A 23,804-nucleotide genomic window follows, 5' to 3' on the forward strand; every position below is an offset into this window, starting at 1 on the left:
TCCGATTCGCGGGGGCTAGGTCGCCCCGACGTCGGCAGCCATCCGGAAGTCGAGCTCGCGCGGCACCGGGTCGGCGGCGAGGGCACGCCGGCGGACGTCGTCGTCGACGGGCACGCCCTCCCGGTCGGCCAGCTCGCGCGCGACGAGGTCGCCCCACACCTCACCGAGCGCGGTGACGCCCTCGCGCAGCCCCGGCCAGACGAACCCGGGGTGCAGCGTCCGCCGCGCCCGCGCGGTGTCCCCGCGCCGCACCGCGGCGACGGCGTCGAGCAGGGCCACCTCGGGGTGCGCCGCGACGTCGGCGGGCAGGGCGTCGACGAGGCGCCGTACGGCGTCGTCGTGCCCGGGATCGTGCGCGCCCTCGGCGACGAGCAGCCGCAGGTGCTCGACGACCAGCGGCCGCAGGCCCGGGGCGCTGCGCTCGGCGGCGTCGTACGACGCGAGGGCGCCGGCGACGTCGCCCGCGACCCGGTGCGCGACGGCGAGCAGCCGGTGCGCCCACGGCTGGTCGGCGGCGTCGAGCGAGCGGTGCCAGGCGGTGACGGCACCCAGCCGGTCACCCGCCTCCCACCGCGCCACCCCGGCGTGCAGCCAGGCGACCCAGCCGGGCCGGGCCGCGGGACGCACGGCGCGCTCGAGCAGCGGCGCCCAGTCCGGCCCGACGACGTACGACGCCGGCGCGAGCGACGGGTCGTGGTCCGGCAGCCGCCCGGACGCGAGCAGCGCCGTCCACGGGTCCTGCTCGGGTCCGAGGACGGTGCCCGGGAACAGGGCGCCCAGGAACGGGGTGCCGGCGCCGGCGAGCCGCGGCCGCCCCGCGGCGGACCGACGCTGCTCCTCCAGCGCACCCCACCCGGACCCGGCGTGCAGCAGCCGCTGCGGAGCCCGGTCGGCCAGGGCGTCGGCCTCCACGGCCCGCTCGGCGAGCCACGCGTCCGGCGCGAGGCGCTGCACGTCGGCCGCCACCGCCGCGCGGGCGGCGTCCCAGCCGCCGTGCACCGCGGCCGGGTCCACCTCGCCCAGACCGTAGGTCTCGACCCACGCCAGGCTCGAGCGGGCCGCGAGCGGGACGTGCTCGAGCTGGGTCGCGGCCACGCCGGCCTGGATCTCGAGGTAGCGGCCGCCCTGCGGGGAGAGCCACTCCTGCCACCGGTCCCCGCCCCGGCCACGGCCCCAGACGAACAGCTTGCGACCGCGCAGCGGCGCGGTCGAGGTCTGGACGAGGCCGCGCCCCTCGGCGTCGAGCGCGGCGACGTAAGGGCGCCGCTCGTCACCCACGTCGAAGAACCAGTCGGCGGCGCGCGGGCTGCGCGCCGGGTACGTCGTGTCGCCCTGCCCGGGCACCGGCACCCGCGCCAGCACCCGGTCCTCGCCGAGGTGCCAGGCGGCCCGGGCCGGTGCGACGACGCGCACGTCGTCGGTCTCGGGGACGGCGGTGTTGGACCACCAGTAGAGGGGCACCTCGACGTCACGGGGGTTGCGGACCCGGACCGCGACGACCAGGACGGGGGAGCCGGCGGGCAGCCACAGGTCGAGCTGCTGGACGAGCCCGCGCAGCCGCTCGAGCTCCCACAGCCGCAGCACCGGCTCGCCGCCGGGCCCCTCGACCAGCCCCGCGTGCAGCGGCGCGCAGGTGAGCGGCGAGTGACCGGTCGTGCCGAGGTTCCACTCCGTGCCGCCGGCCACCCACGCGTCGCGCAGGGCCAGGTTGCCCGGCTGCACGACAGGGTTGGCGTGCAGCAGCTCCCGCCCGCTGGGCCGGTGCAGGAGCGAGACCAGCCGCCCACCCAGCCCCGGGAGCACGGTCGCGCGCAGCACCTCGTTCTCGAGGACGAGCGCGGGGTGCTCGAACGGCACGCGGTCGCGTCCGTAGTCGTCCTGCAGGAGGTACGGCGCCAGCCCGGTCACCCGTCCGTACGCCATCCGCTCGCGCATGGCCGCGTCCACGCCGTCGCCCGCCGCGACGTGCGCGTGCAGGTCGAGCGCCGAGGCCCCGGTGACGGGCGGGAGCGGGTTCGGCGGGCCCAGCCGGGCGGTCGGCAGGGTCAGCGGGGCGACGGTGAGGGTCGAGGTCGCGGTCATCCGCCGGTGACGGGCGGGCGCACGCCCGGACGGCCCGCCGTGGCAGCGGCGCGGGCGACGTTCTCGGCGAGGTGCCGTCCGGCCCGGGCCAGCGGGGTCGGGGCGGTGCCGGCGACGTCCGGCGGCATGACGACGACGGGGCATGGTGCCGTGTAGACCAGCCGGTGGGCGAACATCGGTCCGACGCTGAGGTCGGTGCGGCGGGGGGCGTCGAGGACGAGGAGCTCCGCGCCCCGGGCCGCCTTGACCAGCACCTTGCGGCGGCCGCCGTGGACCAGCCGGCACTCGAGCCCGCCGGGGACCGCGGCCGCGGCGTCGTCGCCGAGGGCGGCGGCCACGTCCCGCTCGAGGGCGGCCCGCCCGTCCGCCTCGTCCTGCGTGGCGTCGTACGTCGTCAGGCTGGGGTGGGAGCCGCTGGTGCCCGGTCCCGAGGCGGGCCGCCACGCCCGGACGGCGACGAGGCGGGCCCCGCGGTGGCGGCACTCGTCGGCGGCCCAGCGCAGCGCCTGCGTCGAGCCGCTGCGGCTGACGCCGACGACGAGGAACGGGGGTACGGGTCGCAGGTCGGCCATCGCGCTCAGGCCGCCTGCGTCGCGGCGTCGTCGTCGACCTTCGACAGCGGGTCGGCGATGTCCTCCAGCCCCTTGCCCTCGGCGTCGATGCCGTAGAACCACGCCACCACGCCGCCGACGACCATGATCACCGACCCGAGGACGTAGCCCCAGAACAGCGGGGTGCGGTCCTTGCCGTCGCCGATGAGCAGGCCGTAGATCGTCGGCGCGAGCGCGCCGGCGCCCTGGCCGATGGCGAAGAAGTACGAGATGGCCTGGCCGCGGACCTCGAGCGGGAAGATCTCGCTCACCGTGAGGTAGGCGGCGGACGCGCCGGCCGAGGCGAAGAAGAACGACACGCACCAGAACACCGTGTGGGTCGTCGCGCTCAGCGTGCCGTTGTGGAAGAGGAACGCCGAGACGAGCAGGACGGCGCCCGCGATCGAGTAGGTCGCGAAGATCATCCGGCGCCGGCCGATGGTGTCGAAGAGGTGACCGAGCAGGAGCGGGCCGAGCAGGTTGCCGACGGCGAACGGGTAGAAGTACACGCTCGTGCCGGACTTGCTGATGCCGTAGAAGTTCTCCAGCACGAGGGCGTAGGTGAAGAAGATCGCGTTGTAGAGGAAGGACTGCGTGATCATCATCGTCAGCCCGAGGAACGTGCGTCGCGGGTACTTGTGCAGGAAGACGTCGAGGAGCTGGCGGAACGGCACCGACTCGTGCGCCTTGACGAGCATGGCGCGCTCCTTCGGCACCGGCGTCAGCGTGGCGCCCTCGGACTCCACGCGCCGCTCGATCTCGTCGACGGTCCGGTCGGCCTCCTCGCTGCGCCCGTGCGTGACGAGCCAGCGCGGGGACTCGGGGATGTGGCGTCGCAGGAAGATGATGACCAGGCCCATGACCGGGCCGATGAAGAAGCCGATGCGCCAGCCCCAGCTCTCCGACACGTTGTCGGGGTTGAGCAGCCAGGAGCTCGCGATGGCGCCGAGCAGCGCGCCGCCCCAGTAGGTCCCGTTGACGGCGATGTCGACGCGGCCGCGGTACTTGCTCGGGATGAGCTCGTCGATGGCCGAGTTGATCGCCGTGTACTCGCCGCCGATGCCGAGACCGGCGACGAAGCGGAACACCCACAGGAACCACATGTTCGGAGACAGGCCGGCGATGCCGGAGCCGATGAGGTAGATGGCGAGGGTGAGGATGAAGAGCTTCTTGCGGCCGAGCTTGTCGGTGAGGCGGCCGAAGGTCAGCGCGCCGACCACCTGGCCGATGAGGTAGATCGTGCCGGTCAGGCCCACCTCGGCGGCGCTCATGCCGAGGTCGGCGGCGTAGCCGTTGGCGGCGACGAGCTGGATCTCCAGGCCGTCGAGGATCCAGGACACCCCCAGACCGACGACGACGGACCAGTGGAACCGGGTCCAGGGCAGCCGGTCCATCCGCGCGGGGACGAGACTGCGGACGGGGCCGGGATCGACGGCGGCGACGCTCATGGGGCTCCTTCGGCCGGAGGGTCGGGGGTGGGGCGGCCCCGCCGCGGTGCGAGCGGTCGGGGTGGCGGCTGCCTGCTACCCCGCGAGGGCCTGATCCGCACCGTACCCACGCGGTTGGCCTTCGCAACCGAGCACGCCGGCCGGTGTCCTGACGTGCCGGCCCGGCCCCTCCGGCGCCTGCGTCCGACGACCGTTCCGCGACGCGCCCGTCCGCGTTCGACATTAGTTCGACCGCTTACCGAACAATCACGACGTCAGGACCGTAGAGTGTCGCCACCCACCGGCTCGGCGAGGAGGACCACCGTGGCAGCAGCGCGTCCGCAGGGGGTGCGGGACACCACCCGCCTGACCGAGCGCGGCGAGCGGGGCGGGGGCGCCGACCAGGCCTCGATGCGCCGGACCAACCTCGGGCTCATCCTGCGCCACCTGCGCGACCACGGCGGCCAGTCCCGCGCCCGGGTCGCCTCCGAGACCGGGCTGTCCAAGGCGACGCTCTCCAGCCTCATCGCCGACCTCGTCGACCGGGGACTGGTCACCGAGGGCGAGCTCGAGCGCGGCGGCAGCGTCGGCCGGCCCGGGCTGACCCTGCACGTCGACGGCCGGCACGTGGCCGGGCTCGGCCTCGAGATCAACGTCGACTTCCTCGCCCTCACGGCCGTCGACCTCACCGGGCGGGTGCTCGTCGAGTCGACCCGGCCGCTGGACACGGCCGCGCTGCCGGTCGCCGAGGTCGTCGAGGCCGCCGCCGAGCTGCTCACCCGGGCGACCCGGTCCCTGCGCGCCCGCGGGGTGCGGCCCGTCGCGGTGACCGTCGCGGTCCCGGGCAGCATCGACCCCGCGGCCGGCCGGGTGATGTTCGCCCCCAACGTCGGCTGGCGCGACGTCCCGCTCGTGCGCGAGCTGACCGCCCGCCTCGGACGCTCGGCCCCGCCCGTCGTCATCGAGAACGACGCCAAGCTCGGCGCGGTCGCCGAGCACACCCTCGTCGCGGCCTCGGGCATCGACGACCTCGTCTACCTCACCGGCGACGTCGGCGTCGGCGCCGGGATCATCGTCGAGGGGCACGTGCTGCGCGGCGCCTCGGGCTTCGCCGGCGAGGTCGGCCACATCCCGCTCGACCCGGCCGGCGGCGCCTGCGCCTGCGGCCGGCGCGGCTGCTGGGAGACGATGGTCGGCCTCGGCGCCTTCCTTCGGCTGGCGGCCGACGAGGGCGACCCGGTGCGTGACCCGCGGCGACCGCTGGAGGAGCGGCTCGGCGAGCTGCACGCCCGCGCCGCCGGCGGCGACGACCGCGCCGTCGCGGCGGTCGACCGGGTCGGCCGCGACCTCGGGGTCGGCCTGTCGGTCCTCGTCGACCTCTTCGACCCGCGGCTGGTCGTCCTCGGCGGGTGGTTCGCCTACTTCCGTGACGCGCTCGTCCCGCCGCTGCAGGCGACGCTCGCCGCGCGCGCGCTCACCGACTCGGTCCCGCACGTCACCGCCTCCGACCTCGGCCTCGCCGCGGCCTCGCGCGGCGGCGCGCACCTGGCCCTCGGGTCGGTCTTCCGCGACCCCGGCGGGATCGACCCGCCGAAGCCGTCGAGCCGGCCGGCCTGAGGCCGGCCCCGTGACCCCCGTGACCCCCGTGACCCCCGTGACCCTCTTACGACGCGTCGACCGCGACCCGGAACCCGGTGTGCCCCAACGAGGACTCGGGGGTGCTCGACGTGCGCGCCGAGACGCGGTAGCGGTGGCAGTACGACGCGTGGCACAGGTAGGACCCGCCGCGCACGACCCGGCCGGGGCCGACCGACGGCCCGCGCGGGTCCTGCCGGGTGGCCGGCCGCTCGGGCCGGTGCCAGCGGGGCGAGAACCAGTCGGCCGTCCACTCCCAGGTGTTGCCGGAGGTGTTCCACAGCCCGAGCCCGTTCGGCTCGTACGCCGTCACCGGGGCCGTCCCGACGTACCCGTCGGCTCCGGTGTCGTGTCCCGGGAACACACCCTGCCAGACGTTCATCCGGTGCCGACCGCCGGGCTCGAGCTCCTCCCCCCAGGGGTACGTCGCGCCCTCGAGCCCGCCCCGGGCCGCGCGCTCCCACTCGGCCTCGGTGGGCAGCCGGCCCCCCACCCAGGCCGCGTAGGCGGTCGCGTCGTGCCAGGAGACGTGGACGACCGGGTGGTCGGCGCGCTCCCCGACGTGCGAGCCGGGTCCCTCGGGCGCCGACCAGCAGGCCCCGCGGACCCGGCGCCACCACGGGGCGCCGGGCACGCCGCCGTCGAGGACGTCCGCGCGCGCCGAGGGCGCCAGCAGCCCCGCGAAGACGAAGGACCAGCCGAAGACCTCGGCCTCGGTGACGTAGCCGGTGGCCGCGACGAACGCCGCGAACCTCTCGACGCTCACCGCGGTGGCCCCGATGCGGTACGCCGACGTCGTCACCGTCCGCGCCGGCCCCTCACCGTCGGCGGCGAAGGCCACCGGGTCGTCGGTGCCCATCCGGAACGACCCGGCAGGGACGGTCACCAGGTCGTCGGGCGGTGCGCCGGGGGCGACGTCACCGCGGTCCAGCGCGGCGGTGAGCGCGGCCGGTGTCGAGAGTCGCCCGGTCCCGGGGCCGGGCAGGCGGGTGGTGCGCGGGCCGGGCGTCGTACGGGCGGGGGAGGCGTGCTCGCCCGGGTCGCGGCCGGGGGTGCAGCAGCCGGACGTCATCGGCGCACTCTAGGCGAGCACGACCTCGACGCCCCTGTCCCGCAGGGCGTCGAGGGCGCCGGCCGGAGCGGTGTCGTCCGTGACGAGGGTCGTCACCGCGTCGACCGCGCAGATCCGCGCGAAGACGGTGCGGCCGACCTTGTCGCCGGTCGCGACGACGTGCACCCGCGCGGCCCGGCGGACCATGGCCGCGTTGACCCCGGCCTCGTCGTCGTGCCGGCAGGTCGCCCCCGACCGGGCGTCGACGCCTCCGACGCCGAGCACGAGGTCGTCGACCCACAGCTGCTCCATCACCTCGACGGCGACCGACCCGGTCAGCTCGTAGGACTCCGCGCGGGCCACGCCGCCGAGGCTCACGCAGCGCACGCCGGGTCGCAGCACGAGCTCGGTGGCGATGTTGAGGGCGTTGGTCACCACCGTCGTCGTCCCGGCGGACCCGTCGGCGACGCCGGGGCGGGAGAGCAGGTGCCGCACGGTCGCGGTCGTCGTCGTCCCGCCGTTGAACCCGACGACCCCGCCGAGCGGCAGCCGGTCCGCGGCCGCCGCGGCGACCCGCGTCCTCGGCGAGTCGGGGTCGCTCTTGTAGCGGGTCGGCAGGTCGTAGGCGACGGCGGTGGCGACCACGCCCCCGTGGGTCCGGGTCACGAGCTGCTGGGCCGCGAGGTCGTTGAAGTCGCGGCGGACGGTCGCGGGCGAGACCTCGAGGGCCTGCGCCGCCTCGCCGACGCCGAGCCGCCCGCGCTCGGCGAGCAGCGCGAGCAGGGTGCTCCAGCGGGGGGCCCGGTCGCGTTCACCCGTCGTCATGCGGCGATCATACGCGAGGCGATGATAGGTTGATGCTCGAAAAACCCCTTGATCGATCATTAAACGTCAGGAGCAGCATGGCTGGTACGACGACGCCGGGCGCCTTCCTCGCGGCGGAGGTCGCCAGCCAGCCGGGCCTGTGGCCCGCGGTGGTGGCCCGGCTGCCCGAGGTCGCGCCGGACCTTCCCGCGCCCGGCGCGCGGGTCGCCGTCCTCGGCTGCGGCACCTCGCTGTTCATGGCGCGGGCGTACGCCGCCCTGCGCGAGGGCGCCGGTCTGGGGGAGACCGACGCGTACGCCGCCAGCGAGGCCCCGCTGGGGCGCCCCTGGGACCACGTCGTCCTGCTCTCCCGGTCGGGCACGACCACCGAGGTCCTCGACGCCCTGCGCGTCCTGCGCGACCGGGGGGTGCCGACCACCGCGGTCGTCGCCACCGCGGGCACGCCGATCGCCCTCGAGGCCGACCGGACCGTCCTGCTGACCGAGGCCGACGAGGAGTCGGTCGTGCAGACCCGCTTCGCCACCTCGGCCCTCGCGCTCCTGCGCGCGTCCACCGGCGAGGACGGAGCGGCCGCGGCCGCCGACGCGCAGGCCGTCCTCGACGAGCCCGAGGAGAGCGCGGTCGGGCACCTGCTCGACGCCGAGCAGACGACCTTCGTCGGCCGCGGCTGGACCGTGGGGCTGGCCGAGGAGGCCGCGCTCAAGCTGCGCGAGTCCACCCAGTCGTGGGCCGAGTCGTACCCGGCGATGGAGTACCGCCACGGGCCGATCGCTATCGCCGGACCCGGACGGGTGACCTGGGCGCTGGGCGGGGTCCCGGACGGGCTGGCCGAGCAGGTCGCCGCCACCGGGGGGCGGCTCGAGCACCGCGACGTCGACCCGCTCGCCGAGCTGGTCCGGGTGCACCGGCTGTGCCTGGCCCTCGCCCGGCGGCGTGGTCTCGACCCCGACCGGCCGCGGCACCTGACCCGGTCGGTCGTCCTGGCGTCCTCGTGACCCCGGCGCCCTCCGCGTCCTCCGTGCCGTCCGTGCCATCGGTGCGGGTCGTCGCCGCGGTCGACATCGGCGGCACGCTGACCAAGGCGGCGCTCGTCGACGAGGGGCTGCTCGAGGTGACCCGCGTCAGCGTGCCGACGCCGCCCGACGTCGCCCACGACCTCGGCGCCCACGTCTCGGCCGTCGTGGACCGGCTGCTCGTCGGGGCGACCGCGGCGGGTCGGGCGGTCGAGGCCGTGGGGTGCGGCGTCGTCGTCCCCGGTCTCGTCGACGAGCGCGCCGGCGTGGGGCTGCTCTCGGTCAACCTCGGCTGGCGCGACCTGCCCATCGGCGACCTCGTCGGCGTGGCGACCGGGCTGCCCACGGTCGTCGGCCACGACGTGCGGGCGGGTCTCGTCGCCGAGACCCGGCTCGGGGCCGCGCGGGGCGCCCGGCACGCGCTCTTCGTCCCGCTCGGCACCGGCATCGCCGGCGCCCTCATGGTCGACGGCCACGTCCTCACCGGGGGCGGCTGGGCCGGCGAGCTCGGTCACGTCCCCGTCGACCCCGACGGCCCCCCGTGCCCCTGCGGGGCGACCGGCTGCCTCGAGGTGCTCGCCTCGGCCTCGGCCGTGTCGCGGGCGTACCGCGAGCGCACCGGTCGTCCCGCGGAGGCCCGCGAGGTGGCCGCCCGCGTCGAGGCGGGGGAGCCGGACGCCGTCGCGGTCTGGTCCGTGGCGGTCTCGGCCCTCGCCCGGGCGGTGCTGGCGACGGTGACCATCACCGGCGTCGACCTGGTCCTCGTCGGCGGCGGCCTCGCCCAGAGCGGCGAGACGCTGCTCGCGCCGCTGCGCCGCGAGATCGACGCCCGGCGCACCTTCCAGCGACCGCCGCGGGTCGTGCACGCCGCGCTCGGCGACCGCGCCGGCTGCCTCGGGGCCGCGTGCCTGGCCTGGGACGCCGCGCGGTCCGCGGTCGCCGTCGGGTGAGCGGGCCGGGGACACGGGGCCGGGTCACGGGTCCCGTCGTCACGGGTCCCGTCGTCACGGTGACCCTCAACGCGGCGCTCGACGTGACCTACCGGGTGGCGCGGCTCCGCGCGGGCACGAGCCACCGGGTCGAGGAGGTGCTCGAGCGGGCCGGGGGCAAGGGCGTCAACGTCGCCGCGGTCCTGCACGGGAGCGGGGTCCCCGTCCTCGCCACGGGCCTGCTGGCGGGGGAGGCCGGCCGCCGGGTCCGGGCCGACCTCGATGCCCGGGGTGTGCCGCACCGGTTCGTCGACGTGCCGGGGGAGACCCGGCGCACGCTCACCGTCGTCGAGGGCGCCGGCGGGACGGGCGACGCGACGGCGCTCAACGAGCCCGGTCCCGTCGTGGGCCCGTCCGACGCCGCCCGGGCCCTCGACGAGCTCGCCGCGGTGCTGCGCGACGCGCGGCCGGCGGTCGTCGTCGTCTCCGGGTCGCTCCCGCCCGGTCTCGACGAGGCGGTCGTCGCCCGGCTGCTGGACGTGGCCGCGCAGCTCGGCGCGGCGACGGTCCTCGACACCGGCGGGAGGTCGCTCCTGCGCACCCTCGAGGGGCTCCACGACGCCGGCGCCCCCGGCCCCGACGTCGTCAAGCCCAACCGGCCCGAGCTCGCCGAGCTGCTCGCCGTCGCGCGCACCGGCTCGAGCGACGAGCAGGGCGCCGAGGAGGCCACGGACGAGAGCGTCGCCGAGGGGGCGGGCGTCGCCCTGCTCCGCCGGCTCGGGGCCCGGACCGTCGTCGTGTCCTCCGGGGGTGCCGGGCTCACGCTGCACCCCGTCGACGGCCCTCCGCTCACCGCCCGGCTGCCGCAGCCGCTCACCGGCCACCCGACGGGCGCGGGCGACGCCGCGGTCGCGGCCCTCGCGGCCGGGCTGCGCGCGGGCGCGCCGTGGGCCGACGTCGCCGCCGACGCCGTCGCCCGGTCCGCCGCCGCGGTCCTGCGCCCGGTCGCCGGCGAGGTCGACCCGGCCGACGTGGCCCGGCTGCGCGGCCAGGTCGTGCTCGACGGTGCCTGAGGGGGGTCAGGCCACCCACTCGCCGTGCGACATCACCGCGACCCGCTGCAGGTCGTCGTCGACGACGAGGACGTCCGCGGCCATCCCCGGCCCGAGGCGGCCGACCCCGTCCAGCCCCAGGCTCGCGGCCGGGGTCGCCGACGCCGCGGTCACCGCGTCCACCAGCGGCACCCCCGCCTGCTGCACGGCGAACCGCAGGACGTCGAGCAGGGTCGCGACCCCACCGGCGATCGATCCGTCCGCGGCGAGCCGTGCGGTGCCGTCGGCGACGACGACGTCCTGCCCGCCGAGGGTGTAGTCGCCCTCCGGCATCCCGCTCGCGGCCATCGCGTCGGTGACGAGGTGCAGCCCGTGCGGCCCGACGACCTCGAACAGCATCCGCACCGTGCCCGCCGCCAGGTGCACGCCGTCACCGATGACCTCGAGCACCGCGTCGCCCGCCGCCGCCCGCCCGAGGCACGCCGCGACCGGTCCCGGGGTGCGGTGGTGCATCGGCGCCATCCCGTTGAAGACGTGGGTGACGAGCGGACGACCGCCGTACGGCGCCACCTCCCGCGCCGTCCGCAGCGCGGCCACGGCGGTGTCGACGTCGCTGTCGGTGTGCCCGAGCGCCGGCACGACGCCGAGCTCGGCGAGGACGCGCGGCAGGACGTCCCCGCCGGGCAGCTCCGGGGCCCAGGTCATCTGCCGGAAGGCCCCCTCGGCCCCGCCGTCGCGCGCGGCGCCGACCAGGGCCTCGACGAGCGAGGGGTCCGGGTCGACGAGCGCCGCCGGGTTCTGGGCCCCTCGCCGGGCGGTCGAGAGGAACGGCCCCTCGAGGTGGACGCCGGCGAGCTCGCCGTCGGCCACGAGCGGCGCGCAGGCGGCCATCCCGTCGAGGAGCACCTGCCGCGGCGCGGAGACGAGGCTGGCCAGCAGGGTCGTCGAACCGGCCCTGCGGTGGTGGCGGGCGGCGCGTCGTACGCCCTCGGGGTCGGGACCGAACTCGCCCCCCGCGCCGCCGTGGCAGTGGGTGTCGACGAGCCCGGGGAGCAGGGTGCGCCCCGGCGCCCAGCCGTCCGGGGTGGCCCCGCCGGCGAGGTCGGCGGGCAGGTCGCGGGCCGCGCCGGCCCACAGCACCCGCTCGCCCTCGACGACGACGACGCCGTCGGCGACCACCCCCTCGGGGGCGACCACCCGTCCGGTGAGGGCCGTACGGCGGTCGTCGGTCGGTCTGCTCGTCGCGTCGCTGCTCACGCGCCCATCATGCCGACCCCGGGCGGGCGGGCCGCGCCGGACGGGCGCGCGGGACCGCCGGACCGGACGGGCGCGCGTGACGCCGGTCCGGCCGGGACCTACAGTGACGTGACGTGAGCACCCCGGTCCGCACCCGATCGCGGGACCTGCTCGTGTCCGGCCGCGGACGGCTCGCGGTCGAGGTCCGCGACCTGCGCGACCGCGTCGTGGCCAGCGACCCCGGGCTGGCCCACCTGCGGCGCGGGATCGGGGCCGTCGTCGCCGTCGGGACGACCGCCGCCGTGGAGGCGCTCGTCGTCCGGGTCATCGGCGCGCCGTCGCGCAGCGCGCTGCTGGCGATCATGCTCGGCGCGGTGATCGCCATGACTCTCGCGACGTCGGTGCGCGAGAACGACCGGCGGGTCGCCGGCGTCACCATCGCCCTCGGCGCCGTCGCGGCGGCCGTCGGCGCCACGGTCGGCGTCGTCACCGCGCAGGTCCACGTCGTCGGCCTGGTCGCCTTCACCATCGTGTCCTTCGTCGCCGTGTGGATGCGGCGCTTCGGTCCGCGGTGGTTCGCCCTCGGCTTCGTCGGGTGGCAGGCCTTCTTCTTCAGCCTCTTCCTCGACCCGCCGGTCGCCGCGCTGCCCCTCATGGGGATCTCGGTGCTCGTCGCGACGGCGTGGGTGGCGCTGCTCATGGCGACGGTGCTGCACATCGACCCGGCGGGGGAGCTGCGGGCGACGGTGACCGCGCTGCGCGCCCGCGCGCGGGCCGCCGTGTCGGCCGCCATCGAGGTCCTCGACGACCCGGACGACCTCGGCGCGGTGCGGGCCATGCGCGGCCAGCTCATCGGCCTGTCCGAGGTCTCGCTGCTCCTCGACGGCCAGCTGAGCCGCCCGCACGCGCTGCCGGCCGGGTTGAGCGCCGGGTTCGTGCGCCGCTGGGTCGTCGACGTCGAGATCGGCATGGACGAGCTGTGCGGCGCCGTCCTCGAGCTGGCGCGGGCGCGGGGCGAGGGCGAGCCACCCCCGGAGCCGGTGCTGCGCGAGGTCCGCGAGGTGCTCGCGTCGCTCGGGTGGGAGGAGGGCCGTCGCGCCCTCGGGCTCGCCCAGCGGCTGCGGACGACGACGTACGGCGGCGTCGCCGCGGCCCGGCGGGTCGGTGCGGCCTCGGTGCTGCTGCTCGAGACCGTCGACCAGTGGGACCACCCGGCGCTGCGGGGGGACGCGAGCGACGAGGTGCTCGACGACGCGGACGACGCGGAGGACGCGGACGACGGCGGCGACGCGCCGCGCGGGGCCGACGACCGCGACGGCGGCGAAGGCGGCGACGACCACGACACCACCCGGACCCGGGGCCGCGGTCGCTACCGGGGACGGCACGAGGCCCCGCGGCCGGCCGGGCGCACCCGCCCCGGCACGGCGGAGCCGGAGTTCGAGCCCGTGGTCACCCTCTTCTCGGGAAACCTTCCTGGGACGGCACCGCTGGCCGAGCGGACGCACGAGAGCGAGGGCGTCAGCCGGTGGTCGCCGTCGCGGTGGCGGCTGACGACGCGGCAGGCGGTGCAGGCGGCCGTGGCCGCGGGACTGTCCATCGTCCTGGGCGAGCTGATCTCCCCCCAGCGCTACTACTGGGCCGTCATCGCCTCCTTCATCGCCTTCACCGGCACGGCGACCACGAGCGAGACGATCCGCAAGAGCATCGGGCGCATCGTCGGCACGCTCGCCGGCCTGGTCGCCGCCGTCGGCCTCGCCGCGCTCAGCTCGGGCAGCAGCACCCTGAGCTTCGGGCTGCTCCTCGTCTGCGTCTTCCTCGCCTTCTACCTCCAGACGCTGAGCAACACCGCGCTGACCTTCTTCATCACCCTGATGCTCGGCCAGCTCTACGCGCTGCTGCACACCTTCAGCGACCAGCTGCTCCTGCTGCGGCTGGCCGAGACCGCCGTCGGCGCCGTCGTCGGCATCGGGGTCTCGCTCGTCGTCCTGCCGTCCGGGTCGCGGGCCACCCTCAAGGTCGCGCGGCAGTCCTTCCTCACCAGCCTCGGCGCCACGCTCGACGCCTGCGCCGACCGGCTCGCCGGGCGGGCCGACCACCCCGACCTCATCGCCCTCGTCGTCCAGGCCGGCGCGGACGCCCGCCAGGTGGTGCGCACCCACCGCGCGCTCACCCGGGGCCGGGTCTTCGGGGCCGGTCGGGAGCAGCTGCGCCGGCGGATCTCCGTCCTCGGCTCGGCCGACGCCGTCGCCCGCACCCTGGCCGCACGGGTCGAGGCGACGCCCCTGCCGGTCGAGCCCGGCCACGTCGAGCTCGCCGAGGCCTGCCGCCTCGTCGCCGACGAGGCGCGCCGTCTCGCCGCGCTGCCCACCCTCGTCACGGGTCCGCCCCGCGGGGAGCACGACGGACAGGTGCTGGCCCGGGTCGGCGCGCTGCTCGACGCGGCCCCACCGGACGAGGCCACGGAGCGGCTGCGCCCGCTCGTGCGGCGGCTCGCCGACACCCTCGCGCTCCTCGTCCCCCGGACCGACCCGGTCCGGTCCGGCTCGACCGCCGCGACGTCCGGCGGTCGGGCGCCCGACCCTCAGCCCGGGCGCACCGTCGCCGAGCGCGCGTAGGCGCCCGGCGTCACCCCGAGCACCCGCCGGAAGTGCCGGGTGAGGTGGGATTGGTCGTGGAACCCGGTCTCGGCCGCGACCTGCGCCGGCGGCACACCCTCGAGGAGGAGCCGCCGGGCGGCGTCGACGCGCCGGCCGACGAGGTAGCGGTGCGGCGCCACGCCCACCTCCCGCGCGAACGCCCGGACGAGCGACGTCGCCGCGACGTCGAGCTCGGCCGCGAGGTCGGTCAGCGTCGGCGCCGCGCGGATCCCGGCGTCGAGCCGCTCGCGCGCGACCGCCACCGTCCGCCGGTCGGGGCCGCCCGGGCGCCCCGGGCGCCCCGGGCGGGCCCTCGGGCCGTCGTCGGCCCCGCCCGCCGAGGACGGCACCAGCGCGACGACCCGGTCGCGCACGAGGGCGAGCCGGGTCTCCGCCTCGAGGTCGTCGCCGGCGCCCAGCGCCGCGTGCAGCGCGTCGACCGCGGTGACCAGCCCGCGGTCGGCGAGGGCGGGGCGGCGTACGGCGACCCCCAGCGCCGCCCGCGGCAGCCACCCGTCCTCGAGGTAGACCACCCGCTTGCGGAACCCGTCGCCGGTCGCCGCCCGCCCGTCGTGCGGCACCCCCGGCGGGAGGAGGGTGACGGCCCGGCGGTCGGCGTCGTGGTGCGCGCGCTCGAGGTCGTAGAGCACCCCGCCCGTGTCGACGAGCAGCAGCGTCCACGCCGCGTGGGTGTGCGCCGGGTAGGCGTGCCGCACGAACCGGGCGTGCAGCACCTCGGTGACGCCGGGCACCGCGGCCGGCCGCCACGCCCGGACGACGTCCCGCGACATGTCAGGAACGTACAAGACCCGCCGCCGCGGGCGCCGCAGGATCGGGGCGTGCCCGACCTCACCGACCTGGTCCCCGACGACGTCGCCGACGCCGCTCCCGTCCGCTTCCCGACGAAGATCGCCGTCGTCCTCGCCACCGACCTCGCCCCGTGGCAGTCGCTCAACGTCACGGCCTTCACCGTGTCCGCCGTGGCGGCCGCCGACCCCACGCTCATCGGCGAGCCCTACGCCGACGCGGACGGGACGTCGTACCTGCCGATGGTCGGCCAGCCGATCCTGCTCTTCGAGGCGGACGGCGCGCGGCTGCGGCAGGTGCACGCGGCGGGCCTGGCCCGTGGGTTCGCGATGGCGGTCTACACCCGCGAGCTCTTCTCCACCGGCAACGACCGCGACAACCGCGCGGCCGTGGCGGCGGTGCGCCGCGACGACCTCGACCTCGTCGGGCTCGCGCTGCGCGGTCCGCGCAACGCCGTCGACAAGGTGACCAAGGGCCTCGCGCTGCACCGCTGACGGTCCGCGACCACCGTCCGGCGCAGCAGCCGACCACCGGCCGGGACCAGGGACCAACCATCCGGCCGACGGCGTCCGGGACCCGGCACGCTGCCGGGATGGAGGCGGGGAGCGCCGGCGCGGCGGTGCGGCCCAGCGTCGCCGACTCCTGGCTGCGGTCGGCCGCCGCCGGTGTGCAGCCCGAGGCCGACGCGCTCATCACCCTCGACACCGCCGGGGTGCGCGACCAGCGCGAGGCGCACCCGCTCGCCGCCGTCTTCCCCCTGCTCGACGACGTCCTCGGCCGCGCCGCCCGGGAGTGCGACGCCGTCATGGCCGTGTCCGACACGATGGGTCAGCTGCTGTGGGTGTGCGGCACCCCGGCGACGCTGCGGCGCGCCGAGCGGATCGGCTTCGTCGAGGGCTTCACCTGGGACGAGCGCGTCGCCGGCACCAACGCGCCCGGCACCGCCCTGGCCACCGACACCGCCACGAGCGTGCGCGGCGCGGAGCACTTCCGGCGCTCGGTGCGCGACTGGTCGTGCGTCGCCGAGGGCTACTACGTCACGCCGACGGTGTTCGAGGGCCGCAACTCGATGCGGATCTTTCAGGAGGAGATCTTCGGCCCGGTCGTGTCGGTGACCCGGTTCGCCGACGAGGCCGAGGCGCTGTCGATCGCCGACGACACCCTCTACGGCCTCGGCGCCGGCGTGTGGAGGCGCGACGGCGCCCGCGCCTACCGGATGGGCCGCGGCATCCAGGCCGGACGGGTGTGGACCAACTGCTACCACCAGTACCCGGCGCGACGCCGCGTTCGGCGGCTGCAAGCAGTCCGGCATCGGCCGCGAGAACCACAAGATGATGCTCGAGCACTACCAGCAGACGAAGAACCTGCTCGCCAGCTACTCGCCGGAGCCGCTCGGGTTCTTCTGAGCCGTCTCCTGAGCCGTCTCCTGAGCCGTCTCCTGAGCCGTCTGCCGAGCCGTCTGCCGGGCCGACTCCTGGCCCGGGTCGAGCGCGCGCGCCAGCCGGTCCGCCGCGTCCTGGAGCAGGGGGACGACGCGCTCGACGGTGTCCGGGCCCATCCGGTCGGTGGGCCCGGACACCGACATGGCCAGCGGGGTGCTCGCCCCGGGGACGGTGACGGCGACGCACCGCACGCCGGGCTCCTGCTCGCCGTCGTCGAGCGCCCAACCGCGCTCGCGCACCCGGGCCAGCTCGGCGACGAACGCGTCCGGGTCGGTGGCCGTCCGCTCCGTCGCGGCCGGCATCCCGGTCCGCGCCAGCAGGGCCCGCACGCGCTGCTCGTCCTCGTCGGCGAGCATCGCCTTGCCGACGGCGGTGCAGTGCGGCAGGACCCGCCGCCCCACCTCGGTGAACATCCGCATCGACCGCCGCGACGGCGCGTGCGCCACGTAGGCGACCTCGTCGCCGTCGAGGACGGCGAGGTTGGCCGACTCGCCGAGGGCGTCGGCGAGCCCGACGAGCAGCGGCTGCGCGCCGGACCGCAGCGCGCGGGCGCTGGCCTCGCCGAGCCGCACGAGCCGCGGCCCCAGGCTGTACTCCCGGCTGCGCTCCTGGCGCACGTACCCGAGGTCGACGAGCGTGCGCACCAGCCGGTGGATCGTCGGCAGCGGCAGACCGGAGTCGGCCGCGAGCCGGGTCAGGCTCGCCGTACCACCCGCGTCGGCGAGCCGCTCGAGCACGTCGAAGGCGCGACCCAGGCTCTGCACGCCGCTGCGGCGACGTCCGGGCTCCTCCGCCATGCGGAAAGTATCGTGCACAGGGCCATGGACACCCACCCGCCCACGCCGCCCGCCGTCCCGTCCGCCGCGCCCGCGCACGTGCAGGACCTCGCCGCCCGCCTCGACGCCGAGCTGGCCGCCGCCGACGCGCGGGTCGCCGCGCGCTACCCGGGCGACCCGGGGACGCGTCAGCCCGTGCACACCCTCTACGTGCCGGCCGACCGCGTCGACGCCGGCCTCGTACCCCGGTACGGCGCCGCGGCCCTCGAGGTCCTCGCCCGGTACCTGCCCGACGCGGCCGCGCTGGCCGACGTCGTCGGCACGACGCCGGACGTGGCCGACGCGGTGCTGCCGCTCGTGCGGGCCAAGCTCGAGCGCGAGCCGGTGGAGGACCTGCGGGTCGACCTCGAGGACGGGTACGGGACCCGCCCGGACGCCGAGGAGGACGCGGCCGCGGTCGGCGCGGTGCGGGCGCTGCTGGCCGCCGCGACGGGGGGCACCGGGACGCCGTACGGCGGCGTGCGGGTCAAGTCGCTCGAGCAGGCGACCCGGCACCGCGGCCTGCGCACCCTCGACCTCGTCCTCGGCGAGCTGGCCCGGGCCGGGGCGGCCGGGGGGTGCGGCGGGCGGCGGCTGCCGCACGGGTTCGTCGTCACGCTGCCCAAGGTCACCGCGGTCGAGCAGGTCGCGGCCATGGTCACCGCGTGCGAGGTGCTCGAGGAGCGGCACGGGCTGGCGCCGGGGGAGGTCCGCTTCGAGATCCAGGTGGAGACGCCGCAGTCGGTCGTCACCGCCGACGGGGTCGGCGCGGTCCCGCTGATGATCGCCGCGGCGCGCGGACGGTGCATCGGCCTGCACTACGGGACCTACGACTACTCGGCGTCGCTCGGCATCGCCGCGGCCCAGCAGAGCCTCGAGCACCCGGTCGCCGACCACGCCAAGGCGGTGCTGCAGGTGGCCGCGGCGGGCACCGGGGTGCGGCTCTCCGACGGGTCGACCAACGTCCTGCCGGTGGGCGACGACGCGGCGGTGCTCGCCGCGCTGCGGCAGCACGCCCGGCTGGTCCGGCGGGGGCTGGAGCGCGGGTTCATGCAGGGCTGGGACCTGCACCCGGCGCAGCTGCCGACGCGGTACGCCGCGACCTTCGCCTTCTACCGCGAGGGCCTGCCCGACGCGGCCGCGCGGCTGCGGGCCTGGGCGGGGGAGGCGTCCGGCACCGGGGTGCTCGACGAGCCGGCGACCGTGCGCGCCCTGGCCTGGTACGTCGTCCGCGGGCTCGACTGCGGCGCGGTCCGCCCCGAGGAGCCGGCCGCCTGGGGCACGGACGAGGCGACGCTGCGCGCGCTGGCCCACCCGCGGGGGCGCTGAGTGGGCGCCGACGTCCGTCCCGCCGCAGAGGCCGCGGGTCGGGCGCCGCTGCGGGTGCTCCTCGCCCCGGACAAGTTCAAGGGGACGCTGACCGCCGCGCAGGTCTGCGCGGCGGTCGCGGCCGGCGTCGCCGAGGCGGCCGACCGGGCCGGCGTCCCGGTCGTCGTCACCACCGTCCCGGTGGCCGACGGCGGGGACGGGACGCTGGTCGCCGCGGTCGCCTCGGGGTTCGAGGCGGTGCCGGCGAGGGCGACCGGCCCGGACGGCGCGCCGCGGGCGGCCGCGTGGGCCCGGCGCGGTGACGAGGCCGTCGTCGAGCTCGCCGCCGTCTCGGGGCTGGCCCTGCTCCCGCGCGACGGCCTGCGGCCGCTGACCTCGACGAGCCGGGGCACCGGCGAGCTGGTCCGGGCCGCGCTCGACGCCGGCTGCCGCCGGGTCGTCCTCGGCATCGGCGGCAGCGCGAGCACGGACGGCGGCGCCGGTCTCGTGTCCGCGCTGGGGGCCCGGGTGCTCGGCCCCGACGGCGCGCCGGTGGCCGACGGCGGCGCGGCGCTGCAGGACGCCGTACGCCTCGACCTGTCCGGGCGGCACCCGGCCCTCGCCGAGGCCGACCTCGTCGTCGCCTGCGACGTCGACCGGCCGCTCACCGGGCCGACCGGCGCGGCCGCCGTCTTCGGCCCGCAGAAGGGCGCCGGTGCGGCCGACGTCGCGGTCCTCGACGCGGCGCTGGGGCACTGGGCCGACCTCGTCGCCGACGCGACCGGCGGCCCGGACCACCGCGACGACCCCGGCGCGGGGGCCGCGGGCGGCGTCGGGTTCGGCGCGGTCGCCGTCCTCGGCGCCCGGCTCGCGCCCGGCGCCCCGCTGCTGCTCGCCCTGACCGGCCTCGACGCGGCCCTGGCCCCGCTCGGCCCCGACGACCTCGTCGTCACGGGGGAGGGGTCGCTCGACGCGCAGACGCTGCACGGCAAGGCGCCCGCCGGGGTCGCCGCCGCGGCGCGGGCGCACGGCGTGCCGGTCGTCGCGGTGTGCGGGCGGCTGGCCCTCGACCGGGCCGGGCTGGACGAGGCGGGGCTCGCCGCGGCCTACGCCCTCACCGACCTCACCCGGGACGAGGCGACCCTGTACGGCGACCCGGAACCGCTGCTCACCGAGCTCGGCCGACGGCTCCTGCGTGACCACCTCGGCCGCCGGCCGTACGGTGACCTCTCGTGAGCGACCTCGTCCTGCGCGCCCGCCGCGTCGTCACCCCGCGGGGGGAGCGCGCGGCCACGGTCGTCGTCGAGGACGGCCGGATCACCGCCCTCCTGCCGTACGACGCCCCGCCGCCGGACGTCGCCGGCCCGCCCGTCGAGCTCGCCGACGACGAGGTCCTGCTGCCCGGGCTGGTCGACACCCACGTCCACGTCAACGAACCCGGCCGCACCCCGTGGGAGGGCTTCACGACGGCGACCCGGGCGGCGGCGCGCGGCGGCGTCACGACGATCGTCGACATGCCGCTCAACAGCATCCCGCCCACGACCACCCTCGCCGGGCTGCGGGCCAAGCAGGAGGCGACGACCGGCCAGACCTGGGTCGACGTCGGCTTCTGGGGCGGGGCGGTCCCGGGCACCACCGCCGACCTCGGACCGCTGCACGAGGCGGGCGTGTTCGGCTTCAAGTGCTTCCTGCTGCCCTCGGGCGTGGACGAGTTCCCGCCCCTCGACGCGTCGGGGCTGGCCACCGCGCTGGCCGAGGTGGCGCAGCTCGGGTCGCTCATGGTCGTCCACGCCGAGGACCACGACGCCATCGAGCACGCGCCGGCGCCGTCCGGGCCGCAGTACGCCGGCTTCCTGCGCTCGCGCCCGCGCGACGCCGAGGACCTCGCGATCCGGCGGCTGGTCGACCTCGCGCGCGCCACCGGAGCCCGGGTCCACGTGCTGCACCTCAGCAGCAGCGACGCGCTGCCGATCGTGCGCGCCGCCAAGGCCGAGGGGCTCGCCCTCACCGCCGAGACCTGCCCGCACTACCTGACCTTCAGCGCCGAGGAGGTGCCGGCCGGGGCGACGCAGTTCAAGTGCTGCCCGCCGATCCGCGAGGCCGGCAACCGCGAGTCCCTGTGGGCCGGGCTCGCCGACGGGACGGTCGACCTCGTCGTCACCGACCACTCGCCGTGCACCCCCGACCTCAAGCACCTCGACACCGGCGACTTCGGCACCGCGTGGGGCGGGATCGCCTCGCTGCAGCTGGGGCTGGCGGCGGTGTGGACCGGCGCGCGGGCCCGCGGGCACTCGCTCACCGACGTCGTGCGGTGGATGGCGCAGGCCCCGGCGCAGCAGGCGGGTCTCCTTCGCAAGGGCGCCGTCGAGGTGGGCCGCGACGCCGACCTCGTCGTCCTCGCGCCCGACGAGACGTTCGTCGTCGACCCGGCCCGGCTCGAGCACCGCAACAAGGTGACGGCGTACGCCGGCCGCGAGCTCACCGGCGTCGTGCGCCGGACCTACCTGGCCGGCCGAGAGGTCGACCTCGACGCGCCCCCGCGCGGGCGCCTGCTGAGGAGAGGCGACTGAGATGTCCGGAGAACCTGCTACCCACGATCCTGCTTCCCTTGCTACCACTTCCAGCGCTACGACCTCCCGAGAAGCGACCTACTTCGCGCCGCGCGGTGGTCTTCCCCCGCAGACCCAGCTGACGACCGAGCGCGCCCGGTTCACGACGTCGTACGCCGTCCTGCCGGCCCGGACGATGACCGACATCGTCACGAGCCGGCTGCCGCACTGGACCGGGATGCGGATGTGGGTCCTGGCGCGGCCGCTGAGCGGCTTCGCCGAGACCTTCTCGCAGTACGTCGTCGAGGTCTCCCCGGGCGGTGGCAGCGACCGGCCCGAGCTCGACCCGGGGGCCGAGGCGGTGCTGTTCGTCGTGGACGGCGAGCTCGAGCTCACCGTCGGAGGGAGCGAGGGCGACGGCGCCGGCGGTGAGGGGGCGTCGTACGGGCTGGGGCCGGGGGGCTACGCCTTCCTGCCCCCGGGGGAGCGCTGGACGCTGCACAACCGGTCGGCGGCGACGGCGACCTTCCACTGGATCCGCAAGGCCTACGAGGCGGTCGACGGGGTGGACGCGCCGGAGGCCTTCGTCACGAACGAGCGGGACGTCGCCCCGACGCCGATGCCGGGGACGGACGCCTGGTCGACGACGCGGTTCGTCGACCCGGACGACGTGCGCCACGACCTGCACGTCAACATCGTCACGTTCGAGCCGGGCGGGGCCATCCCGTTCCCCGAGACGCACGTCATGGAGCACGGGCTCTACGTCCTCGAGGGCAAGGCCGTCTACCTGCTCAACGAGGACTGGGTCGAGGTCGAGGCGGGCGACTTCATGTGGCTGCGCGCCTTCTGCCCGCAGGCCTGCTACGCCGGGGGGCCGGGCCGGTTCCGCTACCTGCTGTACAAGGACGTGCACCGGCACGCGCACCTCGGTCGGTTCGCGCGCTGACCTAGGGTGGGGAGCATGGCCGACACGAGCACCAGCACCGGCACGTCCGACCTGCGCCCCGAGGACGAGGTGGCCCGCATCTGCGCCGACCTCATCCGCATCGACTCGAGCAACTACGGCGACGGGTCGGGGCCGGGGGAGCGCAAGGCGGCCGAGTACGTCATGGGCGAGCTGACCGAGGTCGGGCTCGACCCGGTGCTGCTCGAGAGCGAGAGCGGCCGCGCCAACGTCATGGTGCGCCTCGAGGGTGCGGACACCTCGCGCCCCGGGCTCGTCGTGCACGGCCACCTCGACGTCGTCCCCGCGAACGCCGCCGACTGGCAGGTCGACCCGTTCGGCGCCGAGGAGCGCGACGGGTGCGTGTGGGGTCGCGGCGCGGTCGACATGAAGGACATGGACGCGATGATCGTCGCCGCGATCCGCGACCTGGCGAGGACCGGGGCCAAGCCGGCGCGCACGACGACGTTCTGCTTCTTCGCCGACGAGGAGGCCGGCGGCACCAAGGGCTCGCACTGGGCGGTCGAGCAGCACCCTGAGTGGTTCGAGGGGGCCAGCGAGGCGGTCAGCGAGGTCGGCGGCTACAGCGTCACGGTGCCTCGCCGCGACGGGGCGGGCGAGCAGCGGGCGTACCTGCTGCAGACCGCCGAGAAGGGGATCGCCTGGCTGCGGCTCACCGCCCGCGGGCGCGCCGGGCACGGCTCGGTCCCCAACGACGAGAACGCCGTCGTGCGCCTGGCGGAGGCGATCGCCCGGATCAGCGCGCACCCGTGGCCGCGCCGGTACGTCGCCTCGGTGCAGGGTCTGCTCGACGGCCTGAGCGACCTCACCGGGATCACGCACGACACCGACGACGCCGCCCTGGAGCGCCTGCTCGAGGCGATCCCCGGAGCGGCCGGCTTCGTGCGGGGGACGCTGCGCGACACGGCGAACTTCACGATGCTCGACGCGGGCTACAAGCACAACGTCATCCCGCAGACCGCGTCGGCGAACCTCGACTGCCGGTTCCTGCCGGGTCACGAGGACGAGCTGATGTCGACCGTGCAGCGGCTGGCCGGCGAGTTCGTCGACGTCGAGGTGCTGCACCGCGACATCGCCCTCGAGGCGCCGTTCGAGGGGTCGCTCGTCGACGCGATGAAGGACTCGCTGCTCAGCGAGGACCCGGATGCGGCGGTGCTGCCGTACTGCCTGTCCGGCGGGACGGACAACAAGGCCCTGCAGCTGCTCGGGATCACCGGCTACGGCTTCGCGCCGCTGCGGCTGCCGGCCGACCTGCTCTTCGCGCCGATGTTCCACGGCATCGACGAGCGGGTGCCGGTGGAGTCGCTGCGCTTCGGGGCGCGGGTGCTGCGCACCTTCCTCGACCGCGCCTGACCGTCGAGCGGCGTCGGGTCGCAGGCCGGGTCGCAGGCCGGGTCGCAGGCCGGGTCGCGGGTCGGGTCGCGGGTCGGGTCGCGGGTCGGG

Annotated in this window: 19 protein-coding genes and 2 pseudogenes; 12 read left to right on the forward strand and 9 right to left on the reverse strand. The window is 76.8% G+C overall.

What is annotated here, in order from left to right:
* Nucleotides 1–15: 15 nt before the first annotated feature.
* The 3 genes from FB458_RS16755 to FB458_RS16765 are packed head-to-tail and all read right to left on the reverse strand — an operon-like array spanning nucleotide 16 to nucleotide 4,120.
* Nucleotides 16–2,082: a DUF5107 domain-containing protein gene (locus FB458_RS16755; protein WP_141849506.1), complete on the reverse strand. Its 2,067-nt coding sequence runs from the start codon at nucleotides 2,080–2,082 to the stop codon at nucleotides 16–18.
* Nucleotides 2,079–2,654, reverse strand: a complete 576-nt coding sequence (locus FB458_RS16760) for a universal stress protein (RefSeq protein ID WP_141849507.1) — start codon at nucleotides 2,652–2,654, stop codon at nucleotides 2,079–2,081. Before FB458_RS16760 ends, FB458_RS16755 begins: the two co-directional genes overlap by 4 nt.
* A 5-nt stretch (nucleotides 2,655–2,659) precedes the next feature.
* Nucleotides 2,660–4,120: an MFS transporter gene (locus FB458_RS16765; RefSeq protein WP_246061301.1), complete on the reverse strand. Its 1,461-nt coding sequence runs from the start codon at nucleotides 4,118–4,120 to the stop codon at nucleotides 2,660–2,662.
* A 303-nt stretch (nucleotides 4,121–4,423) separates the two neighbouring features.
* Here FB458_RS16765 and FB458_RS16770 point away from each other — a divergent pair, with 303 nt between their 5' ends.
* Nucleotides 4,424–5,716 (forward strand): ROK family transcriptional regulator, encoded by a 1,293-nt coding sequence (locus FB458_RS16770; RefSeq protein ID WP_141849508.1) that lies wholly within the window; start codon nucleotides 4,424–4,426, stop codon nucleotides 5,714–5,716.
* 46 nt (nucleotides 5,717–5,762) lie between these two features.
* On the opposite strand, the gene FB458_RS16775 is transcribed toward FB458_RS16770, so the two are convergent.
* Both FB458_RS16775 and FB458_RS16780 read right to left on the reverse strand, forming a co-directional pair.
* Nucleotides 5,763–6,806, reverse strand: coding sequence for a formylglycine-generating enzyme family protein (locus tag FB458_RS16775; protein ID WP_141849509.1), 1,044 nt, complete (start codon nucleotides 6,804–6,806; stop codon nucleotides 5,763–5,765).
* A gap of 9 nt (nucleotides 6,807–6,815) precedes the next feature.
* Nucleotides 6,816–7,610, reverse strand: coding sequence for a DeoR/GlpR family DNA-binding transcription regulator (locus tag FB458_RS16780; protein ID WP_141849510.1), 795 nt, complete (start codon nucleotides 7,608–7,610; stop codon nucleotides 6,816–6,818).
* 77 nt (nucleotides 7,611–7,687) lie between these two features.
* On the opposite strand from FB458_RS16780, the gene FB458_RS16785 reads away from it, so the two are divergent.
* The 3 genes from FB458_RS16785 to FB458_RS16795 are packed head-to-tail and all read left to right on the forward strand — an operon-like array spanning nucleotide 7,688 to nucleotide 10,625.
* A complete protein-coding gene (locus FB458_RS16785; protein WP_141849511.1) occupies nucleotides 7,688–8,605 on the forward strand; it encodes an SIS domain-containing protein in 918 nt (305 codons plus the stop codon).
* Between the two features lie 23 nt (nucleotides 8,606–8,628).
* A complete protein-coding gene (locus tag FB458_RS16790; RefSeq protein WP_211356078.1) occupies nucleotides 8,629–9,573 on the forward strand; it encodes an ROK family protein in 945 nt (314 codons plus the stop codon).
* A gap of 59 nt (nucleotides 9,574–9,632) precedes the next feature.
* Nucleotides 9,633–10,625, forward strand: a complete 993-nt coding sequence (locus tag FB458_RS16795) for a 1-phosphofructokinase family hexose kinase (RefSeq protein ID WP_246061303.1) — start codon at nucleotides 9,633–9,635, stop codon at nucleotides 10,623–10,625.
* Between the two features lie 6 nt (nucleotides 10,626–10,631).
* Here FB458_RS16795 and FB458_RS16800 read toward each other — a convergent pair whose 3' ends face one another.
* Entirely contained in the window at nucleotides 10,632–11,861 is a 1,230-nt protein-coding gene (locus FB458_RS16800) for an N-acetylglucosamine-6-phosphate deacetylase (protein WP_141849513.1), read from the reverse strand.
* Between the two features lie 113 nt (nucleotides 11,862–11,974).
* Here FB458_RS16800 and FB458_RS16805 point away from each other — a divergent pair, with 113 nt between their 5' ends.
* Nucleotides 11,975–14,455: an FUSC family protein gene (locus FB458_RS16805; protein ID WP_141849514.1), complete on the forward strand. Its 2,481-nt coding sequence runs from the start codon at nucleotides 11,975–11,977 to the stop codon at nucleotides 14,453–14,455.
* Here FB458_RS16805 and FB458_RS16810 read toward each other — a convergent pair.
* Nucleotides 14,422–15,267: a helix-turn-helix transcriptional regulator gene (locus tag FB458_RS16810; RefSeq protein WP_141849515.1), complete on the reverse strand. Its 846-nt coding sequence runs from the start codon at nucleotides 15,265–15,267 to the stop codon at nucleotides 14,422–14,424. The genes FB458_RS16805 and FB458_RS16810 overlap by 34 nt on opposite strands.
* Before the next feature lie 48 nt (nucleotides 15,268–15,315).
* On the opposite strand from FB458_RS16810, the gene FB458_RS16815 reads away from it, so the two are divergent.
* Nucleotides 15,316–15,777: a DUF2000 domain-containing protein gene (locus tag FB458_RS16815; protein WP_246061305.1), complete on the forward strand. Its 462-nt coding sequence runs from the start codon at nucleotides 15,316–15,318 to the stop codon at nucleotides 15,775–15,777.
* Nucleotides 15,778–16,111: 334 nt separating this feature from the next.
* Here FB458_RS16815 and FB458_RS22100 read toward each other — a convergent pair whose 3' ends face one another.
* Nucleotides 16,112–16,243, reverse strand: coding sequence for a hypothetical protein (locus FB458_RS22100; RefSeq protein WP_281286132.1), 132 nt, complete (start codon nucleotides 16,241–16,243; stop codon nucleotides 16,112–16,114).
* Between the two features lie 58 nt (nucleotides 16,244–16,301).
* Here FB458_RS22100 and FB458_RS21660 point away from each other — a divergent pair.
* Nucleotides 16,302–16,689 (forward strand): annotated as a pseudogene (locus FB458_RS21660) (aldehyde dehydrogenase family protein); the annotation flags it as partial.
* On the opposite strand, the gene FB458_RS16825 reads toward FB458_RS21660, so the two are convergent.
* Nucleotides 16,659–17,522 carry an IclR family transcriptional regulator gene (locus tag FB458_RS16825; RefSeq protein WP_141849516.1) on the reverse strand — a complete coding sequence of 288 codons (864 nt, stop codon included), beginning with the start codon at nucleotides 17,520–17,522 and terminating at the stop codon, nucleotides 16,659–16,661. The pseudogene FB458_RS21660 and the gene FB458_RS16825 sit on opposite strands and share 31 nt — an antisense overlap.
* A 24-nt stretch (nucleotides 17,523–17,546) precedes the next feature.
* On the opposite strand from FB458_RS16825, the gene FB458_RS16830 reads away from it, so the two are divergent.
* From FB458_RS16830 to FB458_RS16850, 5 genes and pseudogenes are all read left to right on the forward strand, one after another.
* Entirely contained in the window at nucleotides 17,547–18,869 is a 1,323-nt protein-coding gene (locus tag FB458_RS16830) for a DUF6986 family protein (protein ID WP_141849517.1), read from the forward strand.
* Nucleotides 18,870–20,084, forward strand: coding sequence for a glycerate kinase (locus FB458_RS16835; protein ID WP_246061307.1), 1,215 nt, complete (start codon nucleotides 18,870–18,872; stop codon nucleotides 20,082–20,084).
* Complete coding sequence (gene allB, locus FB458_RS16840; protein ID WP_141849518.1) at nucleotides 20,081–21,418, forward strand: allantoinase AllB; 1,338 nt, start codon at nucleotides 20,081–20,083, stop codon at nucleotides 21,416–21,418. Before FB458_RS16835 ends, allB begins: the two co-directional genes overlap by 4 nt.
* 79 nt (nucleotides 21,419–21,497) lie before the next feature.
* A pseudogene (locus FB458_RS16845) lies at nucleotides 21,498–22,343 on the forward strand (bifunctional allantoicase/(S)-ureidoglycine aminohydrolase); the annotation flags it as partial.
* A 15-nt stretch (nucleotides 22,344–22,358) separates the two neighbouring features.
* A complete protein-coding gene (locus FB458_RS16850; protein WP_141849520.1) occupies nucleotides 22,359–23,714 on the forward strand; it encodes a M20/M25/M40 family metallo-hydrolase in 1,356 nt (451 codons plus the stop codon).
* Nucleotides 23,715–23,804 lie beyond the last annotated feature (90 nt).

The sequence above is a fragment of the Lapillicoccus jejuensis genome (genome assembly GCF_006715055.1).
In the GTDB taxonomy this organism is placed as follows: Bacteria; Actinomycetota; Actinomycetes; order Actinomycetales; family Dermatophilaceae; genus Lapillicoccus; species Lapillicoccus jejuensis.